The sequence below is a fragment of the Pseudomonas sp. xss_4 genome (genome assembly GCF_043104125.1).
GTDB lineage: Bacteria > Pseudomonadota > Gammaproteobacteria > Pseudomonadales > Pseudomonadaceae > Aquipseudomonas > Aquipseudomonas parafulva_B.
Genome location: NZ_JBICKJ010000064.1, coordinates 41,336 through 65,573 on the forward strand (window position 1 = coordinate 41,336; position 24,238 = coordinate 65,573).

The window sequence follows — 24,238 nt, forward strand, 5'->3', positions numbered from 1 at the left end:
TAGTGCTCTGGAAAAGAAAAGCCCCGCATTTGCGGGGCTTTTTCATCACAGGTGGGCGTCGAGAAACGCTGCCAGCTGCGATTTGGACAAGGCGCCGACCTTGGTGGCTTCGACGTTGCCGTTCTTGAACAGCATCAGCGTCGGGATACCACGCACGCCGTGCTTGGCTGGGGTTTCCTGGTTTTCGTCGATGTTCAGCTTGGCAACGACCAGCTTGCCTTCGTACGTAGTGGCGATGTCGTCCAGAACCGGAGCGATCATCTTGCACGGGCCGCACCATTCAGCCCAGTAGTCGACCAACACCGGGCCTTGAGCCTGAAGCACTTCGGCATCGAAGGTGGCGTCGGTGACGTGTTTGATTTTGTCGCTCATGGAAATCTCCAAGGTCGTAAGCACGGAAAACGTTGCCCATCATAGCCGCCCCCGCGGTCGACAGGAAGCCGCAGACGATTGAGTGTAACTATAGTTGTGCAAGAGCACTCGAATCGAAACTGTCACATCGCCGTCATCCAATCGAATGGCATATTGCCGTATATCAAGCTCACCGCGCAGGCCAGGTGCCACGCGTTGGCGACCAGCCTGCTATCGTGGCACGATTGCCAGGTTAATGACCGAGAACTTCCAGATCATGCCGCATACCACCGCGAAGAACCTGTCCCTGATAGCCGCCATCGACCTTGGCTCCAACAGCTTCCACATGGTCGTGGCCAAGGCCCACCACACCGAAATCCGCATTCTCGAGCGGCAGGGCGAGAAGGTACAGCTGGCCGCCGGCATCGATGAGGAGCGCAAGCTCAGTGAAGAAGCCATGGAGCGCGGCCTTGAGTGCCTCAAGCGCTTCGCTCAGCTGATCAACGGCATGCCCGCAGGCTCGGTGCGCATCGTCGGCACAAACGCCTTGCGTGAAGCGCGCAACCGCAACATCTTCATCCAGCGTGCCGAAGCCATCCTTGGCCACCCGGTGGAAGTCATTTCAGGCCGCGAAGAGGCCCGCCTGATCTACCTGGGCGTTTCCCACACGCTGGCCGATACCCCAGGCAAGCGCCTGGTGGCGGACATCGGCGGCGGCAGCACCGAATTCATCATTGGCCAGCGCTTCGAGCCCCTGTTGCGCGAGAGCTTGCAGATGGGCTGCGTCAGCTTCACCCAGCGCTATTTCCGTGACGGCAAGATCACCCCGGCGCGATATGCACAGGCGTATACGGCCGCCCGGCTTGAGCTGATGAGCATCGAGCATGCCCTGCACCGCCTGACCTGGGATGAAGCCATCGGCTCGTCCGGCACTATTCGTGCCATCGGCGCCGCCATTAGGTCCGCAGGCCTGGGCAATGGTGAGGTGAATGCCGACGGGCTGGCCTGGGTCAAGCGCAAGCTGTTCAAGCTGGGCGAAGTCGACAGGATCGACTTCGATGGGGTCAAGCCGGATCGGCGCACCATCTTCCCGGCGGGCCTGGCCATCCTCGAAGCGATCTTCGATGCCCTGGAGCTGCAGCGCATGGACCACTGCGACGGTGCGCTGCGTGAAGGTGTGCTGTTCGATCTGCTTGGACGGCATCATCATGAGGACGTACGCGAGCGTACCCTCAACTCGCTGATGGAGCGCTACCACGTCGACCAAGGCCAGGCCGCCAGGGTCGAGCGCAAGGCACTGCATGCCTTCGACCAGGTGGCCGAGGCATGGGACCTGCAGGACGGCAACTGGCGCGACCTGCTGGGTTGGGCAGCCAAGGTCCACGAGATCGGCCTGGACATTGCCCACTATCATTACCACAAGCACGGCGCGTACCTGATCGAGCACTCCGACCTGGCAGGCTTCTCGCGCGAGGATCAGCAGATGATGGCCTTGCTGGTGCGCGGCCACCGCCGCAACATTCCCAAGGACCGTTATGCCGAACTGGGGGATGAAGGGGTCAAGCTGCTGCGCCTGTGCGTGCTGCTGCGCTTCGCCATCCTGTTCCACCATATCCGGGGCACGCAGCAGATGCCCAAAGTCGAGCTCAAGGCGGCCGACAACCGCCTGGAAGTGGTATTCCCGGAAGGTTGGCTCGAACAGAACCAGCTGACCCAGGCCGACTTTGCCAACGAGGCGGAGTGGCTGGCCCGGGTCGGCTTTGTCCTCAGCGTACGTTGAGGACCGGGTTGCTCAGGCGCTCCAGTAGGGTCGCCTGGGCACTGCGCGGGTTCTGGTTACCCGTTGGACTGCTGCGCACATAGCGCCCGTCTGGCTGAAGGGTCCAGGCGTGGGTGTTGTCGGTCAGGTACGCCTCCAGTTCCTTCTTCACCCGTAACAGCAGCTTCTTGCCCTCGACCGGGAAGCAGGTCTCGACCCGCTTGTCGAGGTTGCGCTCCATCCAGTCGGCACTGGAGAGGTAGATCTGCTCTTCACCGCCATTGAGGAAATAGAACACACGGGTGTGTTCCAGGAAGCGGCCGATGATCGAGCGCACCTGGATGTTATGTGAAACCCCTGGAATCCCTGGACGCAGGCAGCACATGCCACGCACGATCAAGTCGATCTTCACCCCCGATTGACTGGCCTTGTACAAGGCCTTGATGACCTTCGCATCGGTCAGCGAGTTGAATTTGGCGATGATATGCGCCGGCTTGCCGTCCAAGGCGAACTGGGTTTCGCGGGCGATCATGTCCAGCATGCCCTTTTTCAAGGTGAACGGCGCATGCATCAGTTTCTTCATGCGCAGGGTCTTGCCCATGCCGATCAACTGGCTGAACAGCTTGCCGACGTCTTCGGTGAGCGCATCGTCGGAGGTGAGCAGGCTGTAGTCGGTGTACAAACGGGCGTTGCCAGCGTGGTAGTTGCCGGTCCCCAGGTGCGCATAGCGTACGATCTCGCCCTGCTCGCGGCGCAGGATCAACATCATCTTGGCGTGCGTCTTGAAACCGACCACGCCATAGATCACCACCGCGCCTGCTGCTTGCAGGCGGCTTGCCATCTGCAGGTTGGACTCCTCGTCAAAGCGTGCGCGCAGTTCGATCACTGCGGTGACTTCCTTGCCGTTGCGCGCTGCATCGACCAGCGCATCGACGATTTCCGAGTTGGCGCCGGAGCGGTACAGCGTCTGGCGTACGGCCAGGACGTGCGGGTCCTTGGCCGCCTGGCGCAACAAGTCGATGACCGGCGTGAACGACTCGAAGGGGTGCATGAGCAGGATGTCCTGCTTGCTGATCACGCTGAAAATATTGTCGGCGTTCTGCAGCAACTTCGGGATGGCCGGGGTGAACGGCACATATTGAAGCTCGGGATGGCTGTCCAGCCCGGTAATGCTGAACAACCGCGTCAGGTTGACCGGCCCGTTGACCTGGTACAGCTCGCTTTCGCTCAGGCTGAACTGCTTGAGCAGGTAGTCCGACAGGTGCTTGGGGCACGTATCGGCGACTTCCAGGCGCACGGCATCGCCATAGCGGCGCGAGAACAGCTCGCCACGAAGCGCCCGGGCCAGGTCGTCGACTTCCTCGGAATCCAACGCCAGGTCGGCGTTGCGGGTCAGGCGGAACTGGTAGCACCCCTTGACCTTCATGCCCTGGAACAGGTCGTCTGCGTGGGCATGGATCATCGACGAAAGGAAGACATAGTTCGCACCGGTGCCACCCACTTCCTCAGGCACGCGAATGACCCGTGGCAGCAGCCGCGGTGCCGGAATGATGGCCAGACCTGAATCGCGGCCGAAGGCATCGACGCCTTCGAGCTCGACGATGAAGTTCAGGCTCTTGTTCACCAGCAACGGGAATGGGTGGGTAGGGTCCAGGCCGATCGGGGTGATGATGGGCGCGATCTCGTCGCGGAAGTAGCGACGCACCCATGTCTTGAGCTTGGGTGTCCAGTGACGACGACGAATGAATCGAATCTGGTGTTTTTCCAGCTCTGGCAGCAATACATCGTTGAGAATCGCGTACTGGCGATCGACCTCGATATGCACCAGTTCGCTGATGCGCGTGAGGGCCTGGTGCGGCTGCAAGCCGTCGGCGCCGGCCTGCTCGCGGGCGAAATTGATCTGTTTCTTAAGCCCAGCCACACGAATCTCGAAGAACTCGTCCAGGTTGCTCGAGAAAATCAGCAAGAACTTCAGGCGTTCGAGCAGCGGGTAGCTTTCATCCAGCGCCTGCTCCAGTACCCGGATGTTGAACTGCAGTTGGGACAGTTCGCGATGAATGTACAGGCTGGTATCGTCCAGGCCGGGCACGGCGATGGGCGGTGCTGGGGCCGGCGTGGGCGTCGCTGGCTCCGCTGCAGGCTCTACAGCGACCTGGGACCCGGGTGGCAGATCAGGCGGGGTCTGCACCAGCTCCTCTGGAAGCTCCTTGGCATCCTTGATCAAGACAGGGGGAAGCACTTCGTTATTCATCTGGCGGTCCTGAGGACGTTAACGCCCTATCATCAATTGAGCGGCAAGATAAGCGCCCATTATGACGCCTGTGTTACACGCCAGGGCAAGCCATGGCACACGGTTGCAGACATTGTGGTGGCGGGCACTGTTCACGTCGAGACACATTTGGACACTTTCCCGAACGCACGCGAAGGGGTAGGCTGCGCGTTCATTTCGCCAGCACCTCAGAAAATGCTCCAACAATTCCTGCAGGATTTCGGCTACTTTGCCCTTTTTCTAGGCACCTTCTTCGAAGGCGAGACCATTCTGGTCCTTGCAGGCTTTCTTGCGTTCCGCGATTACATGGACATCAAGCTGGTATGCCTGGTGGCATTCATGGGCAGCTATGCCGGTGATCAGCTGTGGTATTTCATGGGTCGTCGCCATGGGCGCAAGATTCTGGCGCGCAAGCCCCGCTGGCAGGCAATGGGCGACCGCGCCCTGGGCCACATCCGTCGCCATCCCGATATCTGGGTGCTCAGCTTCCGCTTTGTTTACGGGCTTCGCACGGTAATGCCGGTCGCAATCGGCCTCTCGGGCTATCCGCCGCGGCGCTACCTGCTGCTCAACGGCATCGGGGCCGCGATCTGGGCCATCGCCCTGGGTGCTGCGGCCTATCATTTCGGCGCAATCCTCGAAGGCCTGCTGGGCAATATCAAGCGCTACGAACTGTGGGTACTCGGTGCCTTGCTGGTGCTTGGCGTAGGCCTGTGGCTGCACCGGCGCTTTCGTACGCTGCGGGCAGAGCGCCGGGCTGCGCGCGAGTCCCAGGACTGAACACCTGCACCGCGGCACACTCCAACAGACATGGACCATCCCGCACTGCGCCGCGCTGCCAGCCTGACGGGTATCAAGCGCTTCGACCTGGAGTAATGAGCATGACAAAAAAAGTGGCGGTGATTCTTTCTGGCTGTGGCGTTTATGACGGTGCAGAAATTCACGAAAGTGTGATCACCCTGCTGCGCCTGGACCAACGCGGCGCGCAGGTGCAGTGCTTTGCACCGAACATCGCGCAGATGCATGTCATCGACCACCTGACCGGCAACGAGATGCCCGAGTCGCGCAACGTGCTGGTGGAATCTGCCCGTATTGCGCGTGGCGATATGAAAGACATCCGTGAGGCGCGCGTCGAGGACTTCGACGCGTTGATCGTTCCGGGCGGCTTTGGCGCAGCCAAGAACCTCTCGGACTTTGCCGTAAAAGGCGCAGACTGCACTGTCAATCCGGATGTCCTGGCGTTGGCCGAGGCGTTCGCCGCTGCCTGCAAGCCAGTTGGCCTGATCTGTATCTCGCCTGCACTGGCTGCCAAGATCTATGGCCCTGGCGTGGTCTGCACCATCGGTAACGACGCCGATACCGCTGAGGCCGTCGTCAAGATGGGCGGCACCCACGAAGAATGCGACGTGCACGACATCGTCGAGGACCCGCAGCGCAAACTGGTGACCACTCCCGCCTACATGTCGGCAAAGACCATCAGCGAAGCCGCTAGCGGGATCTACAAGCTGGTTGATCGCGTGCTGGAGCTGACCCACGAGTAAGCTCCGCTTGCCCGGCTGGAGCGCCTGACCGGGTGGTTGACGCTCTACTGGATATCAACGCACCGATAGCCGAGTGATAATCCGGTCCAGCGCATTGGCAAACGCCTGTTTTTCGCGATCCCCATAGGGCCCCTGCCCGCCGCCCGACTGGCCCTGTTCACGCAGTTCGGTGAACAGGTTGCGCGTAGCCAGGCGCTCGCCCATGTTGCGCTCGTCGAACTCGCGCCCGCGCGGGTCCAGCGCCGCTACGCCTTTCTTCACAAGCCGGTCGGCCAGCGGTACGTCGCTGCAGACGACCAACTCACCCGGCACGGCATGCTCGACGAGATAATCGTCGGCCGCATCCATGCCGCTGGGTACCACGATCAGTTGTACGATGCCGAAGGCTGGCTTGGCCACCGCCTGACCCGCGACCATGACCACTTCGAACTTGCGCTTGAGGGCGAACTTGACGATCAGGTCCCTGGCGGCCTTTGGACACGCGTCGGCATCGATCCAAACACGCATGATTTACCTCACGTTGTCATTTAGCCAGCCATGATGCACTACCCCACAGGTTGCAGGAACTCGCGCAAATGGCCTCAGTACTCAATGAGCCTGCGTGGGCCGTATCGTTCAGGCTACACTCGCCCCAGCTTCAGCGGACTGATGAGCGCAAAATGAATTGTCCCGACGAGATCCAACTGGACCTGGACAACGGGATCGACCGTAAGCAGCTGGCCACCTTGCGCGGGCGCTATCTACAGATCAACGCAGGCCGCCTGCAGCGGGCAATGGCCGGTTTGCCCTCCCGCCAGCAGCAGGTGCTGACCGTGCTGCCAGTGCTGTTCCATGTGAACCATCCGTTATTGCCCGGCTATGTTTCGTCGATGACGCCGGCAGGGATCTGCGACTTCGAGCCAAGCGGCGACCAGGTATTCGAAGCCCAGCGCCTGGCACGTGCCTTCAGCTACAAAGCCCGCGACAACACCTCTGCACGGTCCATCGACGGGCTGTTTCTAATCGGCAGCCTGGGCACGCTTGCCCAGGCTGAGGACAGCGACATCGATGTGTGGGTATGCCATACCAGCGACCTGGAGCACGAAGCGTTGGAGTCACTGCAGCGTAAATGCCAGTTGCTGGAGACCTGGGCCGCGAGCCAGGGCGCCGATACGCATTTCTTCCTGATTGACACCCAGGCGTTCGCTCAAGGCCAGCGCACAGGCCAACTCGGCACCGACGATTGCGGCACCACGCAGCATTATCTTCTGCTGGACGAGTTCTACCGCACGGCCCTCTGGTTGGCAGGTCGGACGCCACTGTGGTGGTTGGTGCCGCCCGATCAGGAGTGCGCTTACCCGGCCTACGCCCAGGCCCTGCTGGCAAAGCGTTTCGTACGCCCTGGGGAAGCGCTCGATCTGGGCCACCTGGCGCAGATCCCAGGCCACGAATTCATTGGCGCCGGGCTTTGGCAGCTGTTCAAAGGTATCGATGCCCCTCACAAGTCCTTGCTCAAACTGCTGCTGGCCGAAGCCTATGCCAGCGAATACCCCACCGTGCGGTGCCTGAGCCTTGACTACAAGCAAGCGGTGTTCGCCAATCAGCTCGACCTTGACCGTCTCGATCCTTACGTCATGGTTTACCGACGGATCGAGCGCTACCTGATACAGCGCGGTGAGCTGGCTCGGTTGGAACTGGTGCGGCGCAGCTTGTACCTGAAAGTGAACGGCAAGCTCAGCGAACAGGGGCGCGCCGAGGGCTGGCAACGCCGCCTGCTGCGCAGCCTGACCGACGCATGGGGATGGGGAGGCGCGCAGCTGGCCATGCTCGATAGTCGCCCTGGCTGGGGGGTGCACCAGGTTACCCTGGAGCGCCGCGAACGGGTGGCCGAGCTCAGCCGCAGCTACCGGTTTCTGGTGCAGTTCGCACGCGCTCACGACGCGACCAGTCGCGCTGACCTGCGCGAGCTCAGCCTGTTGGGGCGGCGTCTGCAAGCGGCATTCGAACGCCGTGCAGACAAGGTGGAAATCCTCCAGGGCGACCGTGCTTGCGACCTGGCCGAACAAACCGTGACGTTGGCCCAATCACCCAGCCGCAGAGCGCCAGGCAGCCACCCCTGGGCACTGTACAGCGGTAACCTGCATGGCCATGAGATGGAACTCGCCAACCCGATCAAGCGCTGCTGGCACCTTGTGGAACTGTTGGTCTGGGCCCATTGCAATGGCGTGATAGACAGCCACACACGACTGGCGCTGCATCCGGGCATCAGCGATCTGAAAGAGCCTGAATTGCAGGGCCTGCTCGCGAGCCTGCAGCAGCTTATCGTGTTGCCGCTGCTGGCCGTCAGCGAGGTGAGGCTATTGCAGCCAAGCGCTGCCGACGATGTGCTGCTGCTGATCAACGTGGGCATCGACCCCCTGCCCCACCACCGTGAACTGGATATCCTGCTGACCACCGAACGTACCGACTCGCTCAGCTACGGTGGCCTGCGGGAAAACCTGGTATTGACGGTGGACCAGGTCACGGTCAACTCCTGGAACGAAGTGCTGGTACACCGCTACGACGGCGAGCACGCGCTGATGCGATGCCTGCGCGACTTCATCAACCTGCCGAAACAGGCAAGCGGCTGGCCCAACGTGCGGGCGCACTGCTTTGCCCAGCACCGGGCGCAGGCCATCAGTCAGCGTGTCGCCGAGCTCTTCCAGACCGCGCGGCAGTTGCACGCACAGGAGGCCCCTGGCCGTTACCTGGTGCAAGTGGCGCACCAGGTTCATGTGCTGGAGTGGCTTGGGGGCAAGGTCGTCCTCACAAGCCTTGACGATCATGATGCGCTACTCGCGTTCCTGGGCCAGGCGCGCAGCACCTACAGCCCTGTGCATCTGGATGCCAATGCCCTGGCGGACACCGATGTGGGCCTTGTGCTCGAGCAAGCCCGCCGCGACTGCGTTCAGGTCTTCTATCGACTATTCGACAACTGGGCCGAGCTCTACGTGCTGGATGAATGCAACGCCTTGTGGCGCGAGCGCGTGCCGTTGCAGGACGAACCTCATCTTCTGCTGCCGCTGCAACGCTTTCTGGCATCGGTCTTGCGACGACGCGAGGCGCAGTTGCCTTATGGTGCAAGGCAAGCAGCACGCCTGGGCATCGTGTACGCGCAGCTGCTCGGGTCTGGATCAGGCAGGGCACGGGGCCTGGAGCAGCGGGCGGCACCGGATGCGGGGAACGCGCAGCCCTACTACGACGTCCAGGCCATGCTTCACGCCGACGCCGACGGTGCCACGCACGTGACCTTGTTCTGCGAAGAGCAGGAGTTCTCCGAGCTCGACCATGGGCCGAGCCTGTATGGCGTGGTGGCCCGGGAAATCATCGCCCAACGGCGAAATGCGGGCCAGTATCGGTGCTACATCACCGACCTGGATGTTTCCGGGTTGCCCGATGGCCACCAGGCCACGACGCAGGTCTACCTGAACTACAAGCGGACGCTTGAGCAGGCCTTGAATGAGGGGCTACGGCAGGTGCTGGCGAGCCAGGCTTAGGCACTGGGCGCGCCAGCGGTGCGTTGCAAGCACTAAAGGTCGAAATCGCCCGCCGCTTCCGGCTGGTACTCGACTTCCAGCAACTCCAGCTTGAGGGTCTTGCCCCCTGGCGCCGGCCAGTCGATCTGCTCACCCACCGACAACCCGAGCAAGGCACAGCCGATGGGCGCCAGGACCGAGACCTTGCCGTCTGGCCCGGCATCCTTGGGGTAGACCAAGGTCAGGTGGTAGTCCTTGCCACTGGCTTGCTCGCGGCAATGCACGCGCGAATTCATGGTCACCACACCTGCCGGTACCTCATCATGACCTACCACCTGCTCGGCACGGTCGAGCTCGCCGCTGAGCGCGAGCACGCCAGGGGTACTTTCGTCGAGGCTATCGAGCAGACGCTCCAGACGTTGTACATCCAAACGGGTGAGGATAAGGGAAGGCTTGGTGCTCATGATCCAGTCAGACTCCTTTGAACAGGCAGTTTTTCGATGCACAGATAAAGCGAAACCCCGCCCTGAGCGCGTAGTGCTGTTCACTTGAGATTGTTGGGGCTGCTGTGCAGCCCTAAGTGACCAGCATTACGCCCAAAGGCGGGGTTTTCGAATGCTTTGGCGTCATCGACGCAAGCCCCGACACTACCACAGCGGGGCAAATACTCAAGCCCTTGCTATCAGTGTGCCTTACGGTCGCGAAGCGCAGTGGCCTCACGGCAGATCTGCCGACGGCGCTCGTCATCGGCAGAGCGCCATTCGCGGATATGTTCCACATGCCGATGACAGCCGGTGCACACGCGCTGCTCGTCAAGGCGGCAGATGCTGATGCACGGCGATGGCACCGCTGGGCTGACGTTGCTGTAAAGCGGCTTGGGGGGCCGAACGGGTGCATTGCTCATGTCAGATATCGTCGAAATCCAGCTTTTCGCCGGCTCGCTCCCACACGATGCGCTCAAGCATTTCACCTAGCAGCTCTTCACTCTTCTCGCACACCCACTTGCCGCTCTCTTCGTCATAGTCGAAGTGGAAGCCGCCTGACCGATCGGCCAGCCACAGCTGGCGCAAAGGCTCCTGGCGGCTGAAGATCAGCTGGGCTCCACCTTCGAACTTGACGGTAAGCACCCCAGCGGAGTTCTCCATGTCCAGGTCCAGCCCGCTTTCGTCGAACAGGTCTTCCAGCGCCTGCTGGGTAGCGTCGACCAGATCATGGAAACGCGCTTCACTCAAACTCATTGCAGGAACCTCGAAATTGGCGGCGTGACAGGCAAGCCGGGCACGATACGGGCGCTGGCCGATGAATGCAAAGGTTTAGCCAGGGTCCTTGCAGGCCACTTCGCTCGCAATGCAGCCCTGACGGCAAACAGGTGCAGGTCGGCACCAAGGATAGCCTGCCCGGCGGGCCGGTACTTGCATAGGCAAGCCGCCGGTCGCTCGGTATACTCGGGCTCAATACTGCATTTTTCTAAGGATTTCATCCATGAAGCGCCTGATTTCCTCCCTCGCGGCGCTGGTCGCTGTTGCCTGCCTCGTTTCTGCATGCGGCCAGAAAGGCCCGCTGTACCTGCCCGATGACGGCAAGGACCGCAAAGACGCCCACTCGGCGCACCAGCACCAGACCAAAGCCAAGTCAGCACAGACCGAGGAGCAGCAAGACACGCTGCAGTCCGAGCCTGAGCAGTCGCCTGAGCAATAAGGGAATCGGATGAACGTCTTCAATTACCGCGACGGTGAACTGTTCGCGGAAGGGATGTCCCTGTCGGCGATCGCCGAGCGGTACGGTACCCCCACCTACGTGTATTCGCGTGCCCATATCGAGGCCCAGTACCGCAGCTACACCGATGCCTTGCAAGGGTGTGAACACCTGGTCTGCTTCGCGGTGAAAGCCAACTCCAACCTGGGCGTGCTCAATGTACTGGCGCGCATGGGTGCAGGCTTCGACATCGTTTCAGGTGGCGAACTCGAGCGCGTGTTGGCTGCTGGCGGGCGCGCCGACCGCGTGGTGTTTTCCGGCGTGGGCAAAACCCGCGAAGACATGCGTCGTGCGCTTGAAGTGGGCGTGCATTGCTTCAACGTCGAGTCCACCGACGAGCTGGAGCGCTTGCAGCAGGTGGCCGCCGAAATGGGCAAGGTCGCGCCCGTCTCGCTGCGGGTCAACCCGGACGTGGATGCAGGTACCCACCCGTACATTTCCACCGGGCTCAAGGAAAACAAGTTCGGCATCGCCATCGCCGATGCAGAGGCCATCTACGTGCGGGCCGCTCAGTTGCCCAACCTGGACGTAGTCGGGGTCGATTGCCATATCGGTTCGCAGCTGACCACCGTGGAGCCCTTCCTCGATGCGCTGGACCGCTTGCTGGTACTGGTCGACCGCCTGGCAGAGTGCGGTATCCACCTGCGCCACCTGGACCTGGGCGGCGGGGTCGGCGTGCGCTACCGCGACGAAGAACCACCGCTGGTAGCCGATTACATCCAGGCCATTCGCACGCGCCTGGGCGATCGAGACCTGGCACTGGTGTTCGAGCCGGGGCGCTATATCGTGGCCAACGCTGGCGTGCTGCTGACCCGTGTGGAGTACCTCAAGCACACCGAACACAAGGACTTCGCCATCATCGATGCGGCCATGAACGACTTGATCCGCCCAGCCCTGTACCAGGCCTGGATGGGCATCTGTGCAGTCAAGCCGCGTGAGGGCGAAGGTCGTCCGTATGACCTGGTCGGTCCGATCTGCGAAACCGGCGATTTCCTGGGCAAGGACCGAGTTCTGAACCTTGCCGAAGGTGACCTGCTGGCCGTTCAGTCAGCGGGCGCCTATGGTTTCGTGATGAGCTCCAACTACAACACCCGTGGCCGTTGCGCGGAAATACTGGTCGACGGCGACCAGGCTTTCGAAGTACGCCGCCGCGAAACCATCGCCGAATTGTACGCTGGCGAAAGCCTGCTGCCGGAGTAAGCCCATGCTGCTGCGTTTTACCAAGATGCATGGGCTGGGCAACGACTTCATGGTCCTGGACCTGGTAAGCCAGCATGCCCACATCCAGCCCAAGCACGCCAAGCAGTGGGGCGATCGCCACACGGGCATCGGCTTTGACCAGTTGCTGATCGTCGAGGCGCCAAACAACCCGGAAGTCGATTTCCGCTACCGTATCTTCAATGCCGACGGCTCCGAAGTTGAACAGTGTGGCAATGGTGCACGCTGCTTTGCGCGGTTCGTGCTCGACAAGCGCCTGACCGCTAAGAGGCGCATACGTGTGGAAACCAAGGGCGGCATCATCGTGCTGGACGTGCAGAACGACGGCCAGGTCAGTGTCGACATGGGCCCGCCACGCTTCGTCCCTGCCGACATCCCGTTCGTCGCCGACGCGCAGTCGGTGAGCTACCCGCTGGAGGTGGACGGTCAGGTGCATTCGATTGCAGCGGTGTCCATGGGCAACCCTCACGCCGTACTGCGCGTGGACGACGTGGTCAGTGCCCCTGTGCATCAGCTGGGGCCGAAGATCGAAAACCACCCGCGCTTCCCCCAGCGCGTCAATGCCGGCTTCCTGCAGGTCATTGACCGCCACCGCGCCAACTTGCGCGTGTGGGAGCGCGGTGCTGGGGAAACCCAGGCGTGTGGTACCGGGGCCTGTGCAGCTGCCGTGGCTGCCATCAGCCAGGGCTGGATGGACTCGCCCGTCTCCCTTGACCTGCCGGGCGGGCGCTTGCATATCGAGTGGGCCGGGCCAGGCAAGCCGGTGGTGATGACCGGCCCAGCCGTACGCGTCTACGAAGGACAGGTTCGATTTTAAGCGAGTAACCGTCATGACCGATCACCCCAAGGATATACCCCAGCAGGCCGCTGAGCTCGATGCCCAAGCGGTGGTCGCTTACCTGCGTGCTCATCCGACCTTCTTCACCGAGCATGATGAGCTGCTGGTCGAGCAGCACATTCCACACCAGCGCGGTGACAGTGTTTCCCTGGTCGAGCGCCAGCTCAAGTTGCTGCGCGACCGCAACATCGAGATGCGCCACCGCCTTTCGCAGTTGATGGACGTGGCCCGTGACAACGATCGGTTGTTCGACAAGACCAGACGCCTGATCCTGGACTTGCTCGACGCCACCACGTTGGAAGACGTGGTGATGGTCGTCGAAGACAGCCTGCGTCAGGAGTTCCAGGTGCCTTTCGTCAGCCTGATCCTGTTTGGCGACAACGTGGCGCCCGTGGGGCGCTGGGTCAGCAACGCCGAAGCCCAGCAAGCGATCGGCCCGCTGCTCGGTAGCGGCAAGACCGTCAGCGGCAGCCTGCGTGATCATGAGCTGGCGTTTTTGTTCGGTGAGGAGCAACGCCGCGACGTAGGCTCCAGCGCAGTGGCGACCCTGGAGCACCAGGGGCTGCATGGTGTGCTGGCCATTGGTAGCCGCGACCCGCAGCATTACAAGAGCAGTGTCGGCACGCTGTTCCTGAGCTATATCGCCGAGGTGCTGGGCCGTGTGGTCCCCCGCGTCAGCCAAAGCCTGCGCCCGGTGCGCTGATGGAGCGCCAGCTGGAGGCTTACTGCGCACACCTGCGCAATGAGCGCCAGGTTTCCGAGCACACGCTTGTGGGCTACCGTCGGGACCTGGAGAAGGTCATGGCCTACTGCAGCGAGCAGGCTATCGGGGGCTGGCAAGCCTTGCAGATTCAGCACCTGCGCCAGTTGATCGCGCGCCAGCATCACCAGGGCCAGTCTTCGCGCAGTCTGTCCAGGCTGCTATCGGCGGTGCGAGGGCTGTACCGTTACCTCAACCGCGAAAAGATCTGCCAGCACGATCCTGCCAATGGCCTGAGCGCCCCCAAGGGGGAGCGTCGATTGCCCAAGGTGCTCGACACCGACCGTGCCTTGCAACTGCTCGATGGCGGCGTGGACGATGATTTCATTGCCCTGCGCGATCAAGCCATCCTCGAATTGTTCTACTCCTCAGGCCTGCGCCTTTCGGAGCTGACCAACCTTGATCTCGACCATGTCGACCTGGCCGGTGGCCTGGTACAGGTGCTGGGCAAAGGCGGCAAAGCCCGCGTGCTGCCGGTAGGGCGCAAGGCGCGGGAGGCGCTGCAGGCGTGGTACCGCGTGCGTGGCGCCGGCAACCCCAGGGATCGCGCCGTATTCATCACTCGGCAAGGCAATCGCATCAGCCCACGCGCCGTGCAACAGCGGGTCAGGGTGGCCGGAGAACGCGAGCTGGGCCAGCATTTGCATCCGCACATGCTTCGCCATTCCTTCGCCAGCCACGTGCTGGAATCGTCCCAGGACTTGCGCGCTGTACAGGAAATGCTCGGACACGCCGACATCGGCACGACGCAAATCTATACGCACCTGGATTTCCAGCACCTGGCAACGGTGTACGACAGCGCCCATCCCAGGGCCAAACGCAGCAAAGGCACCGACTGATGAACATCAAGCTGATCACCTTCGACCTCGACGATACTCTGTGGGACACAGCGCCGGTCATTGCCAGTGCCGAGGTTGTGCTGCGCGACTGGCTTCAAGCCAATGCCCCGTTGCTGGGCGACGTGCCTGTCGAACATCTGTTCGCCATCCGTGAACGGATCGTCCTGGCAGAACCCGAGCTCAAGCACCGCATAAGCGCCTTACGCCGCCGCGTGCTGACCTGCGCCCTCGAAGATGTCGGCTACGGCCAGACGCAGGCGCAACAATTGGCCGAACAGGGGTTCGAGGTGTTCTTGCAGGCCAGGCACAAGGTCGAGATTTTCCCGGAAGTCCAGCCGATGCTGGAATTGCTGAGCCAGCATTACGCCCTGGGCGTCATCACCAATGGCAATGCCGATGTCAGCCGGCTGGGGCTGGCCGACTATTTCCGCTTCGCCTTGTGCGCGGAGGACCTGGGTATCGGCAAGCCCGACCCTGCCCCGTTTGAAGAGGCCCTGCGGCGCAGCGGCGTGCCTGCCAGCGAAGCGGTGCACGTCGGCGATCATCCTCGCGATGACATTGCCGGTGCTCAGCGCGCCGGGCTGCGCGCTGTCTGGTTCAACCCCCAGGCCAAGGCATGGGTCGGTGAACAAGCGCCCGATGCCGAAATTCAGCGCCTGTCGCACCTGCACGAGGTGCTTGCTCGCTGGCAATGACCTCGCCGACAGCACCTCGCCGCGCAAACCAGGCATAAAAAAACCCGCAGCGACGGCGGGTTTTTCGAGGGCATCGCTTAGATAGGGCGACTGCCGTATTTGTTGTCCGGCTTCTTGGGTGGGTCGGCGACCACATTGGCCTCGACTTCCTGAACCTTGCCACCACGCGACAGGAACTCTTCCATGGCCTTGGCCAGGGCATCGCGCTCCTTTTGCTTGGCTTCCAGGCTGGGCATCTCGTCTACCGAGACAGCCGCCTTGGATTTGCCCTTGGCAGCGGGTGCAGGACTGCTGTCGTCGTCGCCAGCGTCTTCTGCAACATCATCGGCAGCCGCTTCCAGGCCGTCATCAGCCTCGTCTTCATCACCGACCTCGAGGTCATCATTTTCCAGATCGTCGTCGCTCATGTTCTACCTCATGACGTGCAAAAGCAGGTTAGTTAGAGACCAGTGCAGCCGTAGACCGGCAGCGCCTGGCGAAAATTCCACTGGCCGTGGGTTCGACCTCGGCCTTTGGGCCAACACATCTGACGGACGGCTGTACCCTGGTGGGCCTGCACGTGGCAGTGCCGCACAAAACCTGTGACCCCTGCTGGACCACGCGCTTTTTTAGCAAGCCTGGCAAAGGCTGGCAGGGGTGATGAATGCATGATCCAACACCCTTCGGCGCGCATTCTAGCGCGCTCGCAGAAAAAGCAAAGCGCCATGAATGCCCCAACTTTTGTAAGTTTTGTACCCGTGTCACAAACAGGCGGGATAAACCGTTTGCGCGCCTGAAAATACTGGGCAAGTGATCAAAAAAAGGCAGCAGGTGAGCCACATGCCAGCCCATGCCCCGGACGCCTGCCCAGGCCAACCCCAACCACAAGACGAAAAAATGCCCGGCAAGCCGGGCATATTTCTGCAGCTTCGTTGTTACAGGTTGTAGCCGCGTTCGTTGTGCTGCGCCAGATCCAGACCAACGGCTTCTTCTTCTTCGTTGACCCGAAGCCCCATCACCAGGTCCAGGACCTTGAGGATGATGTAGGTGACGATGGCGGTGTAGGCCACGGTGAAAATCACGCCCTTGGCCTGCACCCAGACCTGCATGCCGATATCGGTGACCGCGCCGAAGCCGCCCAGCGCCGGGGCTGCGAACACACCGGTCAGAATGGCGCCGACAATACCGCCGATGCCGTGTACGCCAAATGCGTCCAAGGAGTCGTCGTAGCCGAGCTTGCGCTTGAGGCTGGTGGCGCAGAAGTAGCAGATCACGCCCGATGCGAGGCCGATGACCAGGGCGCCCATCGGCCCCACCGTGCCCGCTGCCGGCGTAATGGCGACCAGGCCCGCGACCACGCCCGATGCGATACCCAGCGCACTGGGCTTACCGTGACCGATCCATTCGGCGAACATCCAGCCCAACGCCGCAGCAGCCGTGGCGATCTGGGTGACCAGCATGGCCATGCCTGCAGTGCCGTTGGCCGCAGCCGCCGAACCCGCGTTGAAACCGAACCAGCCGATCCACAGCATGGCCGCGCCCATCAGCGTGTAGCCCAGGTTGTGCGGTGCCATGGGTGTGGTCGGGTAGCCTTTGCGCTTGCCCAGCACCAGGCAGCAGACCAGGCCTGCAATACCGGCATTGATGTGCACGACGGTGCCACCCGCGAAGTCCAGCACGCCCCAGTCCCACATCAGGGCACCGTCACCGCTCCACACCATATGGGCGATCGGCGCATAGACGAGGGTGAACCAGATGCCCATGAACACCAGCATGGCCGAAAACTTCATGCGCTCGGCGAAGGCGCCCACGATCAAGGCCGGTGTGATGATGGCGAACGTCATCTGGAAGGTGATGAACACCGCTTCGGGGAACAGCGCCGTGGCCGAGGTCAGGCTGTCAGGCGTCACGCCGCTGAGAAATGCCTTGGAGAAGCCGCCGACGAAGGAATTGAAGTTGAGAACGCCCTTCTCCATACCGGTGGTATCGAAGGCCATGCTGTACCCGTAGACGACCCAGAGAATGCTCATCAAGCCAGTGATGGCGAAGCACTGCATCATCACCGACAACACGTTTTTCGAGCGCACCATGCCGCCATAGAACAGCGCCAGGCCTGGGATGGTCATGAACAGCACGAGCGCCGTGGCGGTGAGCATCCAGGCGGTGTCGCCGGAGTTGAGTGCTGGCGCGGCCTCCTCTGCAAGGGCAAGCCCTGGCATGACGAAGGACAATAGGGCTCCTAGCCCTGCGATCTTACGCAGAGTCATATTGTTTTCTCCTGGGGCGTTGGGTTTGGTGAGGCTTGTGTTGCTGCTTAGATCGCGTCGGTATCGGTCTCGCCGGTACGGATGCGGATCGCCTGCTCCAGATTCACCACGAAGATCTTGCCGTCACCGATCTTGCCGGTGTTGGCAGCCTTGGTGATGGCCTCGATTACCCGATCCAGGTCTTTGTCATCGATGGCAACATCGATCTTCACCTTGGGCAGGAAATCGACCACGTATTCGGCACCGCGATACAGTTCGGTGTGACCCTTTTGACGCCCGAAGCCTTTGACTTCGGTGACGGTGATGCCCTGCACGCCGATTTCCGACAGTGACTCGCGCACGTCGTCCAGCTTGAACGGCTTGATGATGGCTGTGACTAGCTTCATGAAACTCTCTCCCGATTTGGTGGACTTGCCCCAGGAAAACAAACCCGTCTCAAGTCTAAGCGCAGCGGTTGCCTTTTGTAACGCGTCGTCGGCATGCGCACTGCCTGGTCACGAGGAACTGCATCAGTGCATGGCTCGCTTAGCACTTTGCAGAAACCTTGCCAGGTTTGTGAAAGCCAGCAAAATCAGACCTTTGGTCACATTGCACGGCTTTGGCCCATCGCCACTACCCAGCCTATGCACTCATACGGTGCGAGGCCGACACTGCCGTTGCGCGAAAAATGTGCAACGCCGCCTTGTCATTGGAGGCATCGGGGTGCGTGGTACACTGGCCGCCATTTCCCGACACCGGTGGACACCTTCATGCTCGCGCCCAAAGCCCTTCTCGATGCCCTGAGCGACCAGGCCTCGCGCCTGTTCAGCAGCGACAACACCCAGCCTCGGGCCGAGCTGGAAAGCCAGTTCAAGGCCCTGATGCAGGGCGCTTTGAGCAAGCTCGACGTGGTCAGCCGCGAGGAATTCGATAGTCAGATGGTGGTGCTGGCACGCACCCGGACTCGCCTGGAGGCGCTGGAAAAACAAGTCGCCGAACTCGAAGCGCGCCTGGAAGCTAAACGCTGACGCCCAGGCTGAGTGAATCAGCCTCTTATCAGGTTTCAGCGCGCTTCAAGCCTGCGGGCCGGTCGATCCAGGCCAGGTTTGGGCGGCAGTTCGCTGGGGCGTAGGGTGCCCCGGAACAATGCAGCACCGTATTGCGTGAACAGGGTGCGTACCCTGTTATGCGAATTGAGGACTTCGGCGTGAATGTCTTCGATGGCAGTGTCGCCAGGTCGCAGACTCGCCGCGTGGGTCACCCACTCGATGGCTGCGTAGCGGCTTTGCCTGCGTGTACCTTGCCCCTGCATCCAGGCAAGCCCCAGCTCGGCACTGGCACGCGCCGCAATAGCGCTGTCCGGGTGTTCCACCAGGCTGAGCAAGTAGGCGACCGCCTCGGCTCGCTCACGCGGCTGGCCAAACTGGCGCAGCAATATGCCCAGGTGCAACCGTGCGCAGGCATTGGTCTGAGCATTGCCCAGGGCGTCTATCAACAGGCACCTGACCTCAAGCACCTTGTCTCGATCACCAAAGTTCGTCCCCCCTTGCATCTGCAGGCAGGCCAACCGGTATTTGGCTTGGCGACTGCCCGTCTGAACGGCGCGCAGCAACCATTGCTCAGCCACTTCACGGTCCAGGTATCGTCCAGGGGTATCGTTCCACTCGCCCTGGTGCAGTTCGAACAGGCTCAACGCCGCACCTGACAGGGCTTGCTCGGCGCCGCCCTGAAGCAAAAAGTAGGCGACCTCATGCCGACCGTAGGACCAGAGCAAGCGGGACAGTTCCAGGGTTTTCAGGCCCGGCGCCTGGCCCGCCCGCTGGCGCTTGATCGCAATCGCCAGCCAGCGCTTGGCTTGATCGCCGCTGCGCGCCAGGCCCCACAAGCCAAAGTGATGACCCACGGCCCGCAGCGCACAGGCAGCGGCGTGAGAGCGGCCATCGCTCAGGCGAAGGATCGCGGTATTGAGCAATGCCTGTTCGCGCGCGGGCGTGCTCGTCAAAGCCGTGATGACCAAATGCCGAAGCGGCGGCCCCAGCGCCTGGATGCCGCCCAGGTCGGCAGGGCATGCAAGGCTCTGGGTAAAATCGGCCAGTGCCTTGTCGTGATCGCGTAAAACGCTCGCCTGCAATGCACCGCGCCATGCCAGCATTACGGCAGTCTCCCTGGGCCGCAATGGGCGCACAGCCCAGTCGTCGAACAACTGCTGGTACTTGGCCACGGCGCTTGGGCGCTCGGTACTGGGGAGCTTCAAGCGTGCCTCGACGGCCATCCATCGCAGCGCATTGCGCAACGGCTCGCTCCAGCCACGGCAGGACGGCATGTTGACCAACCGCTCGACGGACTCGACTTGCCCACGCTGGTCCTGCAACAGATACAACGCATGGGCCTTGATGGCCTCGAAGCAGCCCGGCCGTGCGGCCAATGCCTGGCTCAGCCAATAGGCCTGCGGTTCCTGGCGCTCGGTGCGCGGCGCGAGCCCATCGGGCAACATCCGAGGCAGCTCGGCCAAGGGCATCACCCCATGCCTGACCAAATACGGCGCCGCAGCCTCCTGCACCTCTACATCCGCACGTGCACTGGGCCTGAAGCGGGCAGGCTGCTCATTGAACAGCTCCATCAGCCAGCCCGGCTCGCGGAACCTGGCACTGAGCAACTGCAAGCCTATGGCGGCCGCAACCGGTCGCTCGGAACGGGCCAGGGCTTTGAGTAAATGGGCAGTGGCGGTTTCGCACATTTGCTCTATCGCCAGCCAGCGTGCCGGTGTGCGGGCGCCGCCCTGGTCCACCTGGCAGGCACGGTTGAGGCAATAGAAGCCCATGACGACCTGCGGGTGATAGGCCCTGGGGCAGGCATCGATCCAGGCCCGAAGGACCTGGCTCAGCGCCCTGTCCCCCTGGTCCGGGTCGAACAGCAGATGGCGCTCGACAGCTGAGAGGTAAGCTGGAAACTCACCCGGAGGGGCTTGGTGCCAGCGGGCCTCCAGGGAATCGAAATAGCGGTTGAGCTCGACGAACGCATTGGTCTGAACCAGTTCGCGAATAACCTCACGGGTGTGGGTGAGCGTTTGCACAGCGCAATACCTCAAGTCCATTTCAAGGTCGAAGCGGTGCCATCCCATGGCATCGGTGGTTTGCTTGAACAACACTAAGCCAAAGAAGGCCGCTGCGCAAAGCTATTGGATCCATTTCCAGGCGCTACTTAGGTGGAAATGATCAGAAGCACACTGGTACCCCCACCGCCGTCCTGGCTCGCTATGCTTGGTCCATCCGCAGGAAGCGGTCTTGGCAGCGAATGGAGCGCCCATGTCTTTAGCCCTTGTCCACAGCCGCGCCCAGGTAGGCGTGCAGGCCCCGGCCGTCAGCGTCGAAACCCACTTGGCCAATGGCTTGCCTCATCTCACATTGGTCGGCTTGCCCGAAACCACGGTCAAGGAAAGCAAGGACCGCGTGCGCAGTGCCATCGTCAACAGTGGCCTGAATTACCCAGCGCGGCGCATCACGCAAAACCTCGCACCCGCCGACCTGCCCAAGGACGGTGGCCGCTATGACCTGGCCATCGCCCTGGGCATCCTGGCGGCCGACGCCCAGGTACCCGTTGCCGCCCTGACCGAGCTCGAATGCCTGGGCGAGCTGGCGCTGTCAGGCACGTTGCGGCCGGTGCAGGGCGTCTTGCCGGCAGCACTCGCCGCACGCGAAGCTGGCCGAGCGCTGGTAGTACCCCGTGAAAATGCCGAGGAAGCCAGCCTTGCCAGCGGTTTGGTGGTGTATGCCGTCGGCCATCTATTGGAGCTGGTGGCCCATCTGAACGGGCAGGTACCGCTACCTGCCTATGCCGCCAATGGCTTGCTCCTGGACCCTCGCCCCTATCCCGACCTGAGCGAGGTGCAGGGGCAACTGGCCGCCAAACGCGCGCTGCTACTGGCCGCTGCCGGGGCGCACAACCTGCTCTTCACCGGGCCGCCGGGCACTGGCAAAACCTTGTTGGCCAGCCGCCTGCCGGGCCTGCTGCCACCGCTGGATGAGCATGAAGCCCTGGAAGTCGCCGCCATCCAGTCGGTCAGCGGCCACACCCCGCTGAGCAGCTGGCCACAGCGACCGTTTCGCCATCCTCACCATTCCGCCTCCGGGCCTGCGCTGGTGGGTGGCGGAAGCCGGCCGCAGCCCGGGGAAATCACCTTGGCCCACCACGGGGTGCTGTTTCTGGACGAGTTGCCCGAATTCGAGCGCCGGGTACTTGAAGTGCTGCGTGAACCCTTGGAATCTGGCGAGATCGTGATCGCCAGAGCGCGGGATAAAGTGCGCTTCCCTGCCCGCTTTCAGTTAGTCGCCGCCATGAACCCCTGCCCCTGCGGCTACCTGGGCGACCCCACAGGGCGATGCCGTTGCAGCACCGAACAAATCTCCCGTTATCGCAATAAACTGTCAGGCCCGCTGCTGGACCGTATCGACTTGCACCTGACCGTGGCGCGCGAGAGCACCACACTCAACAATCGGCCCTGCGGGCAAAGCAGTGCCGACGTCGCCCTCCAGGTCGCGCACGCCCGGGACGTGCAACAGCGTCGACAAGGGTGCGCCAATGCATTCCTCGACCTGGACGGGCTGCGCCAGCACTGTAGCTTGGCAGCACCTGATCAGGCTTGGCTGGAAGGCGCCTGTGAACGGCTGACGCTGTCGCTGCGAGCAGCACACCGATTGCTCAAGGTCGCCAGGACACTGGCAGACCTTGAGGGATGCACGGCGATTGGCCGGGCGCATCTGGCCGAGGCCCTGCAGTACCGTCCTGGGGGTGGTTGAAAGGATACCTGGATGCCCACCCCGCAGAAACAATGCTGCCCAGCGCTCGCAGCGCCTGAATGAACTTCCCCAGCCGCTTCGCTTTCCATCTATAAAGCGAACGACTTCAGGTGCTCGATGCTCCCATACAGCCAGCAAGGCCGCGGTCCCGTTACCTTCGTGTTGATGCATTTTCTGGGCGGCTCGCACCGAACATGGTCCGCCACCCTCCCTTACCTGGACCGTACGCATGCCTGCATCGCCCTGAACACACCCGGATACGGCGACGCCAATGACGTCACCGGCTATACGGTCGACGAAATGGCCGACCAGGTCGATGCGAGCATCCGGGAGCTTGGGCTCAAGCACTGCATCCTTGTTGGCCACTCGATGACCGGAAAAGTCGCGGTCGTGCTGGCCGCTCGCCGCCCGGACTACCTTCAGGGCCTGATCCTGGTCGCCCCATCACCCTCTGGCCCCCAGCCGATGAGCGATGAAGACCGCGACCAGCAACGGGCCTACACCGCCAGCCGGGAGCAGGCCGAAGCCTTCGTCGACGACTCGAGCTACCACAGGCTGCCCGATGCCCTGCGCGAAGTCGCCATCGCCGACGCCCAGGCCGTCAACCTCGACGCCTGGCGGGCCTGGGTCGACCATGGCAGCCGCGAGGACTGGAGCGATCGCATCGGCCTGCTGCCCTATCCGGCCCTGCTGATCTGCGGCGCCGATGACCAGCAGGTGCCCGACGCCCAAGAGCAGCAACGGACGACCTTGTCGCACTTCCCTTACAGCACTGTGCTTACCCTGCCTGGTGCGGGGCACCTGATGCCTTACCAGACCCCTCAGGCATTGGCCGAGCCGATGCTTGATTTCGCAAGACCTATCGCTGCTGAACTTTCCCTGGGAGATCGTTGATGGATTTAGGTTTGAAAAACCGTGTGGCCCTGATCAGCGGCGCAGCTGGCGGTATTGGCCTGGCCACCGCTCGCCTACTGGCCGAGGAAGGTGTGAAGCTGGTGTTGACGGATATCGACCAAGGTAAGCTCGAAGATGCCGTCAAGGCGTTGGGTGGCGCGCCCTTGCTCATAGCGGCGGACATGACCCGCCAGGACGAGGTGAACAACTTGGTCCGGCAAGCCGAAGAGCGTTTTGGCCAGGTGGACATCGTGGTGCATACCACGGGGGTAACGGGCGCCAAGGGTGACCCGCTGGAAATGAAGGACGAGGACTACCAGGAAGCCTGGGATACCGACTTCTTCACCGCCGTGCGGGTGGCGCGGGCCACCCTTCCGGCGATGCGCAAGCGAGGTTGGGGACGGTTGGTGTGCATCACCTCCGAGAATGCCGTGCAGCCTTACTGGGAAGAGGCTGTGTACAACGTCGCCAAGGCCGCACTGGCTGCGTTCATCAAGAACCTGTCCTACAAAGAGGCGGCGCATGGGGTGCTGTGCAACACGGTGTCGCCGGCCTTCATCGAAACCAACATGACCGATGGCATGATGAAACAGCGCGCCGAAGAGAAAGGCGTGAGCTTCGAGGAGGCTATCGAAAGCTTCCTCGAAGAGGAACGGCCCGGCATCGTGCAGAAGCGTCGAGGCAAGCCTGAAGAGGTCGCGGCCGCGATCGCGCTGCTGGTTTCGGAGCGGGCTTCGTTCATCAATGGCAGCAACCTGCGGGTCGATGGCGGCTCGGTGCAAAGCGTCCAGAACTGAACCAGCA

24 protein-coding genes are annotated in these 24,238 nt (G+C 62.2%); 14 read left to right on the top strand and 10 right to left on the bottom strand.

Annotated features, from left to right (window positions below; genetic code table 11):
• Positions 1–45: 45 nt before the first annotated feature.
• A complete protein-coding gene (trxA, locus tag ACF8GB_RS11705; RefSeq protein ID WP_058602819.1) occupies positions 46–372 on the bottom strand; it encodes a thioredoxin TrxA in 327 nt (108 codons plus the stop codon).
• 256 nt (positions 373–628) lie between these two features.
• Here trxA and ppx point away from each other — a divergent pair, with 256 nt between their 5' ends.
• Positions 629–2,131, top strand: a complete 1,503-nt coding sequence (gene ppx / locus ACF8GB_RS11710; RefSeq protein ID WP_058638203.1) for an exopolyphosphatase — start codon at positions 629–631, stop codon at positions 2,129–2,131.
• Here the strand turns inward: ppx and ppk1 are convergent.
• Complete coding sequence (ppk1, locus tag ACF8GB_RS11715) at positions 2,118–4,361, bottom strand: polyphosphate kinase 1 (RefSeq protein WP_058602818.1); 2,244 nt, start codon at positions 4,359–4,361, stop codon at positions 2,118–2,120. The genes ppx and ppk1 overlap by 14 nt on opposite strands.
• 213 nt (positions 4,362–4,574) lie before the next feature.
• Between ppk1 and ACF8GB_RS11720 the strand changes: the two genes are divergently transcribed.
• Both ACF8GB_RS11720 and elbB read left to right on the top strand, forming a co-directional pair.
• Positions 4,575–5,159, top strand: a complete 585-nt coding sequence (locus ACF8GB_RS11720) for a DedA family protein (RefSeq protein ID WP_023532679.1) — start codon at positions 4,575–4,577, stop codon at positions 5,157–5,159.
• 101 nt (positions 5,160–5,260) lie between these two features.
• Entirely contained in the window at positions 5,261–5,920 is a 660-nt protein-coding gene (gene elbB, locus ACF8GB_RS11725) for an isoprenoid biosynthesis glyoxalase ElbB (RefSeq protein ID WP_392527059.1), read from the top strand.
• A 54-nt stretch (positions 5,921–5,974) separates the two neighbouring features.
• Here elbB and ACF8GB_RS11730 read toward each other — a convergent pair whose 3' ends face one another.
• On the bottom strand, positions 5,975–6,427 hold the full coding sequence (locus ACF8GB_RS11730) for a YaiI/YqxD family protein (RefSeq protein ID WP_058638196.1): 453 nt from the start codon (positions 6,425–6,427) through the stop codon (positions 5,975–5,977).
• A 152-nt stretch (positions 6,428–6,579) separates the two neighbouring features.
• Between ACF8GB_RS11730 and ACF8GB_RS11735 the strand changes: the two genes are divergently transcribed.
• On the top strand, positions 6,580–9,435 hold the full coding sequence (locus tag ACF8GB_RS11735; protein WP_392527061.1) for a class I adenylate cyclase: 2,856 nt from the start codon (positions 6,580–6,582) through the stop codon (positions 9,433–9,435).
• A gap of 32 nt (positions 9,436–9,467) precedes the next feature.
• Here ACF8GB_RS11735 and rnk read toward each other — a convergent pair whose 3' ends face one another.
• The 3 genes from rnk to cyaY form a co-directional block, all read right to left on the bottom strand.
• On the bottom strand, positions 9,468–9,878 hold the full coding sequence (gene rnk, locus ACF8GB_RS11740; RefSeq protein WP_058638197.1) for a nucleoside diphosphate kinase regulator: 411 nt from the start codon (positions 9,876–9,878) through the stop codon (positions 9,468–9,470).
• A gap of 218 nt (positions 9,879–10,096) precedes the next feature.
• Positions 10,097–10,318, bottom strand: coding sequence for a DUF1289 domain-containing protein (locus ACF8GB_RS11745; protein ID WP_058602813.1), 222 nt, complete (start codon positions 10,316–10,318; stop codon positions 10,097–10,099).
• Between the two features lies 1 nt (position 10,319).
• A complete protein-coding gene (gene cyaY, locus ACF8GB_RS11750; protein ID WP_023532439.1) occupies positions 10,320–10,652 on the bottom strand; it encodes an iron donor protein CyaY in 333 nt (110 codons plus the stop codon).
• Positions 10,653–10,896: 244 nt separating this feature from the next.
• On the opposite strand from cyaY, the gene ACF8GB_RS11755 reads away from it, so the two are divergent.
• The 6 genes from ACF8GB_RS11755 to ACF8GB_RS11780 are packed head-to-tail and all read left to right on the top strand — an operon-like array spanning position 10,897 to position 15,519.
• Positions 10,897–11,112: a lipoprotein gene (locus tag ACF8GB_RS11755; RefSeq protein ID WP_058638864.1), complete on the top strand. Its 216-nt coding sequence runs from the start codon at positions 10,897–10,899 to the stop codon at positions 11,110–11,112.
• 9 nt (positions 11,113–11,121) lie between these two features.
• Positions 11,122–12,369, top strand: coding sequence for a diaminopimelate decarboxylase (lysA, locus tag ACF8GB_RS11760; RefSeq protein ID WP_392527062.1), 1,248 nt, complete (start codon positions 11,122–11,124; stop codon positions 12,367–12,369).
• Positions 12,370–12,373: 4 nt separating this feature from the next.
• Entirely contained in the window at positions 12,374–13,204 is an 831-nt protein-coding gene (gene dapF / locus ACF8GB_RS11765) for a diaminopimelate epimerase (RefSeq protein WP_392527063.1), read from the top strand.
• Between the two features lie 13 nt (positions 13,205–13,217).
• Positions 13,218–13,928: a DUF484 family protein gene (locus ACF8GB_RS11770; RefSeq protein ID WP_145254087.1), complete on the top strand. Its 711-nt coding sequence runs from the start codon at positions 13,218–13,220 to the stop codon at positions 13,926–13,928.
• Entirely contained in the window at positions 13,928–14,824 is an 897-nt protein-coding gene (xerC, locus tag ACF8GB_RS11775) for a tyrosine recombinase XerC (protein WP_058602808.1), read from the top strand. The genes ACF8GB_RS11770 and xerC overlap by 1 nt, the downstream gene beginning before the upstream one ends.
• Complete coding sequence (locus tag ACF8GB_RS11780) at positions 14,824–15,519, top strand: HAD family hydrolase (protein WP_058638861.1); 696 nt, start codon at positions 14,824–14,826, stop codon at positions 15,517–15,519. The genes xerC and ACF8GB_RS11780 overlap by 1 nt, the downstream gene beginning before the upstream one ends.
• Before the next feature lie 77 nt (positions 15,520–15,596).
• Here the strand turns inward: ACF8GB_RS11780 and sutA are convergent, their stop codons facing one another.
• The 3 genes from sutA to glnK all read right to left on the bottom strand — a co-directional run bounded on the left by sutA (position 15,597) and on the right by glnK (position 18,151).
• On the bottom strand, positions 15,597–15,926 hold the full coding sequence (gene sutA / locus ACF8GB_RS11785) for a transcriptional regulator SutA (protein ID WP_023532471.1): 330 nt from the start codon (positions 15,924–15,926) through the stop codon (positions 15,597–15,599).
• A 507-nt stretch (positions 15,927–16,433) separates the two neighbouring features.
• Positions 16,434–17,765, bottom strand: a complete 1,332-nt coding sequence (locus ACF8GB_RS11790; protein ID WP_058602806.1) for an ammonium transporter — start codon at positions 17,763–17,765, stop codon at positions 16,434–16,436.
• A gap of 47 nt (positions 17,766–17,812) precedes the next feature.
• Positions 17,813–18,151, bottom strand: coding sequence for a P-II family nitrogen regulator (gene glnK / locus ACF8GB_RS11795; protein WP_002555808.1), 339 nt, complete (start codon positions 18,149–18,151; stop codon positions 17,813–17,815).
• A gap of 363 nt (positions 18,152–18,514) precedes the next feature.
• Between glnK and ACF8GB_RS11800 the strand changes: the two genes are divergently transcribed.
• Positions 18,515–18,772 carry an accessory factor UbiK family protein gene (locus tag ACF8GB_RS11800; RefSeq protein WP_058602805.1) on the top strand — a complete coding sequence of 86 codons (258 nt, stop codon included), beginning with the start codon at positions 18,515–18,517 and terminating at the stop codon, positions 18,770–18,772.
• 35 nt (positions 18,773–18,807) lie between these two features.
• Here ACF8GB_RS11800 and ACF8GB_RS11805 read toward each other — a convergent pair whose 3' ends face one another.
• Positions 18,808–20,817 (bottom strand): DUF4034 domain-containing protein, encoded by a 2,010-nt coding sequence (locus tag ACF8GB_RS11805; protein ID WP_392527074.1) that lies wholly within the window; start codon positions 20,815–20,817, stop codon positions 18,808–18,810.
• A gap of 232 nt (positions 20,818–21,049) precedes the next feature.
• Here ACF8GB_RS11805 and ACF8GB_RS11810 point away from each other — a divergent pair, with 232 nt between their 5' ends.
• The 3 genes from ACF8GB_RS11810 (at position 21,050) to ACF8GB_RS11820 (ending at position 24,231) form a co-directional block, all read left to right on the top strand.
• Positions 21,050–22,540 (top strand): YifB family Mg chelatase-like AAA ATPase, encoded by a 1,491-nt coding sequence (locus ACF8GB_RS11810; protein WP_058602804.1) that lies wholly within the window; start codon positions 21,050–21,052, stop codon positions 22,538–22,540.
• Positions 22,541–22,657: 117 nt separating this feature from the next.
• The gene (locus ACF8GB_RS11815) at positions 22,658–23,434 is read left to right on the top strand and encodes an alpha/beta fold hydrolase (RefSeq protein WP_392527064.1); all 777 of its coding nucleotides are present in this window, start codon (positions 22,658–22,660) and stop codon (positions 23,432–23,434) included.
• A complete protein-coding gene (locus tag ACF8GB_RS11820; protein ID WP_144963932.1) occupies positions 23,434–24,231 on the top strand; it encodes an SDR family NAD(P)-dependent oxidoreductase in 798 nt (265 codons plus the stop codon). Before ACF8GB_RS11815 ends, ACF8GB_RS11820 begins: the two co-directional genes overlap by 1 nt.
• Positions 24,232–24,238 lie beyond the last annotated feature (7 nt).